The sequence below is a fragment of the Burkholderia sp. LMG 13014 genome, from assembly GCF_905232215.1.
In the GTDB taxonomy this organism is placed as follows: domain Bacteria; phylum Pseudomonadota; class Gammaproteobacteria; order Burkholderiales; family Burkholderiaceae; genus Burkholderia.
Genome location: NZ_CAJNKE010000539.1, coordinates 1 through 3,958, shown reverse-complemented (window position 1 = coordinate 3,958; position 3,958 = coordinate 1). Strand labels below are relative to the sequence as shown.

The window sequence follows — 3,958 nt, the reverse complement described above, 5'->3', positions numbered from 1 at the left end:
GCAGACGGCCGTGACCGCGGACGCGGATGACTGGGAGACCTTCTGATTCGCGCGTGTCGCGCATCTATCCCCATTTGGTGACGAACGACGCCCGCGACATGCGGGCGTCGTCGTTTCTGCGACGGAAAAATGTGACACGCGATGTGCATGAATGACGATCGTGCATCGTCGCGCGCATCGCGTGACCTGCATCGACGAATGCGTGCACAGGTGGGTACAGGTGAAGTTCCCGCATCCGTTGTACGGGTATCTCCGTAAGGGCGCTGCGAAAAAAATTTGTAACGGCGCGCGCAACGTGTCGTCGCAAACGGCTGCTCGAACGTATAGAGATGAAGGGGGGAAGTGACGACGTCGAATGTGTCCAACGCACAAGACGTTCCGTCGTTCGACGAGACGTGACGGATGCAGTTTCTGCGGCTCGGGAGATCGATTGTAAAACGACGAAATGTGTTGTCCAAGCGGTGTTGTCGAGAATGACGAACTTCATACGAAGAGTTCGTGAAAAAAAATAAGAAAGGGTTTAGGATGAATTCGAACGCGCTTGCTTCTGCGCAGTCGTACGAAGGCAGGCACGTCTTCAGACTCAGGCGAGGGAGGTAGCATGGATATTTACAGCAGCTTCGCGAACCGCTTCGAAAAAACGCGAGAGGAAGAGCTCTCGCTGGAGGAGTATCTCGCGCTCTGCAAGAACGATCCATCCGCGTACGCGACGGCTGGTGAACGCATGCTGGCAGCAATCGGGGAACCTGAACACATCGATACCCGCAACGAGCCGCGCCTGTCGCGGATCTTTGCGAACAAGGTCATCAAGGTCTATCCGGCATTCCGTGAGTTCTACGGAATGGAGGAAGTGATCGAGCAAGTGGTCGCGTATTTCCGTCACGCTGCGCAAGGGCTCGAAGAGAAGAAGCAGATCCTCTATCTGCTTGGCCCGGTGGGCGGCGGCAAGTCGTCGATCGCCGAGCGTCTGAAGCAACTGATGGAGCGCGTGCCGTTCTATTCGCTGAAGGGCTCGCCCGTCAACGAATCGCCGCTCGGGCTGTTCGACTACGACGAAGACGGCCCGATCCTCGAGGAACAGTACGGCATTCCGCGCCGCTACCTGAAGAACATCCTGAGTCCGTGGGCCGTCAAGCGGCTGCACGAATACAACGGCGACATCCGCCAGTTCCGCGTGGTGCGCCGCTATCCGTCGATCCTGCGGCAGGTCGGCATCGCGAAGACGGAACCGGGCGACGAGAACAACCAGGACATCTCGTCGCTGGTCGGCAAGGTCGATATCCGCAAGCTCGAACAGTACGCGCAGGACGACGCCGACGCGTACAGCTACTCGGGTGGCCTGTGCCTGGCGAACCAGGGCCTGCTCGAGTTCGTCGAAATGTTCAAGGCGCCGATCAAGGTGCTCCACCCGCTGCTCACCGCCACGCAGGAAGGCAACTTCAAGGGCACCGAGGGCTTCGGCGCGATTCCGTTCGACGGGATCATCCTCGCGCACTCGAACGAGTCGGAGTGGAAGGCGTTCCGCAACAACCGCAACAACGAGGCACTGCTCGACCGGATCTTCGTCGTGAAGGTGCCGTACTGCCTGCGCGTATCGGAAGAGACCAAGATCTACGAGAAGCTGATCCGCAACTCGTCGCTGGCCGAGGCCGTCTGCGCGCCGGGCACGCTGAAGATGATGTCGCAGTTCTCGGTGCTGTCGCGCCTGCACGAGCCGGAGAATTCGAGCCTGTTCTCGAAGATGCAGGTGTATGACGGCGAGAATCTCAAGGACACCGATCCGAAGGCGAAGTCGTACCAGGAATACCGCGACTACGCGGGCGTGGACGAAGGGATGACGGGCGTGTCAACACGCTTCGCGTTCAAGATCCTGTCGCGCGTGTTCAACTTCGATTCGAGCGAGGTCGCGGCCAACCCCGTGCACCTGATGTACGTGCTCGAACAGCAGATCGAGCGCGAGCAGTTCCCGCCGGAAACCGAGCAGAAGTACCTGTCCTTCGTGAAGGACGTGCTCGCGTCGCGCTACGCGGAATTCATCGGCAAGGAGATCCAGACGGCCTACCTCGAGTCGTATTCGGAGTACGGCCAGAACATCTTCGACCGCTACGTCACGTATGCGGACTTCTGGATCCAGGATCAGGAATTCCGCGATCACGACACGGGCGAGAGCTTCGACCGCGCCGCGCTGAACGCGGAGCTGGAGAAGATCGAGAAGCCGGCCGGCATCAGTAATCCGAAGGATTACCGCAACGAGATCGTGAACTTCGTGTTGCGTGCACGGGCGGCGAATGCCGGCAAGAACCCCGTGTGGACGAGCTACGAGAAGTTGCGCGTCGTGATCGAGAAGAAGATGTTCTCGAACACCGAGGAACTGTTGCCGGTGATTTCGTTCAACGCAAAGGGTTCGGCGGAGGAACAGCGCAAGCATGAGGACTTTGTGAACCGGATGGTCGCGAAGGGCTATACGCCGAAGCAGGTGAGGCTGCTTTGCGACTGGTACCTGCGCGTGCGCAAGTCGTCATGACGCGCGTGGTACCGCGCCCGTACGGCGTCGCCGTACGGGTGTTTTCAGAGACGCCGCCCGCATGACGGGATACGGCATGTGCGGCGAGCGTCCCGGCGTATCGACTTTCGAGCGGGAGACCGGGAGTGCTTCATCAAATCATCGACCGCAGGCTGGCCGGCAAGAACAAGAGTATCGCCAACCGCGAACGCTTTCTGCGTCGCGTCAAGAACTACATTCGTCGTGCCGTGTCCGACGCGGTGCGCGACCGTAGCATCAAGGATATCCAGAGCACGCAGAGCATCACGATCCCGCGCAAGGACATCGCGGAGCCGAATTTTCGGCACGGCCCTGGCGGACGTCGTGAATACGTGCACCCCGGCAACGAGGACTACGTGCGCGGCGACAAGATCCCGCGTCCGCAGGGCGGCTCGGGTGGCGGAGGCAGTCAGGCGAGCAACGAGGGCGAAGGGCAGGACGACTTCGTGTTCGAGTTGTCGCGCGACGAGTTCATGCAGTACTTCTTCGACGATCTCGAACTGCCACGCCTCGTGAAGACGCACCTGCTGACGGTGCCGAGCTGGAAGAACGTACGCGCGGGCTGGTCGGCGGAAGGCACGCCGAACAACATCGACGTCGTGCGTTCACTGCGCAGCGCGCTCGGTCGCCGCATCGCGCTCGGCTCGCCGCTCGTCAACGAGTTGCGCGAACTCGAGGCGCAGCTCGAGGCGATGAAGAGCGATCCGGAAGACCGGCGCGCGGAGATCGCGGTGCTCGAAGCCGAGATCCATCACCTGAAGGGGCGCATCTGGCGGATTCCGTTCATCGATCCGTTCGACCTGCGCTACATCAACCGCGTGAAGCAGCCGCAACCGTCGAGCCAGGCCGTGATGTTCTGCCTGATGGACGTGTCGGGCTCGATGGACGAGCAGCGCAAGGATCTGTCGAAGCGCTTCTTCATCCTGCTTTACCTGTTCCTCAAGCGGAACTACGAGCGCATCGAGGTCGTGTTCATCCGTCACCACACGCGTGCCGAGGAAGTCGACGAAGACACCTTCTTCCATTCGACCGAGAGCGGCGGCACGGTGGTGTCGAGCGCGCTCGAGCTGATGCGCAAGGTGATGAACGAGCGCTACTCGCCGACCGAGTGGAACATCTACGGCGCGCAGGCGTCCGATGGTGACAACTGGACGGACGATTCGCCCAAGTGTCGCAAAATCCTGGAAGAGGATATCCTCACGAAGACGCGTTACTTCGCGTATATCCAGGTCGCGCCGGAAGAGCAGAACCTGTGGCTGGAATACGCGCAACTGGCCCTGTCTCAGCCGCATCTCGCGATGAAAAAAGTGGAATCGGCTGCCGACATTTACCCGGTGTTTCGCGAATTGTTCGAAAAGCAGGTGGAAATGTCATGACGACCCGCCATCTGCACAACGAGTCGCGCGGCTATGCGCC

Annotated in this window: 2 protein-coding genes; both read left to right on the top strand. The window is 60.3% G+C overall.

The features are described 5' to 3' along the window. The first annotated feature begins 601 nt into the window (after positions 1-601). On the top strand, positions 602-2,524 hold the full coding sequence (locus JYJ84_RS30400; RefSeq protein WP_043182748.1) for a PrkA family serine protein kinase: 1,923 nt from the start codon (positions 602-604) through the stop codon (positions 2,522-2,524). A 125-nt stretch (positions 2,525-2,649) separates the two neighbouring features. Beyond that, positions 2,650-3,918, top strand: coding sequence for a YeaH/YhbH family protein (locus tag JYJ84_RS30395; RefSeq protein ID WP_011351906.1), 1,269 nt, complete (start codon positions 2,650-2,652; stop codon positions 3,916-3,918). Positions 3,919-3,958 lie beyond the last annotated feature (40 nt).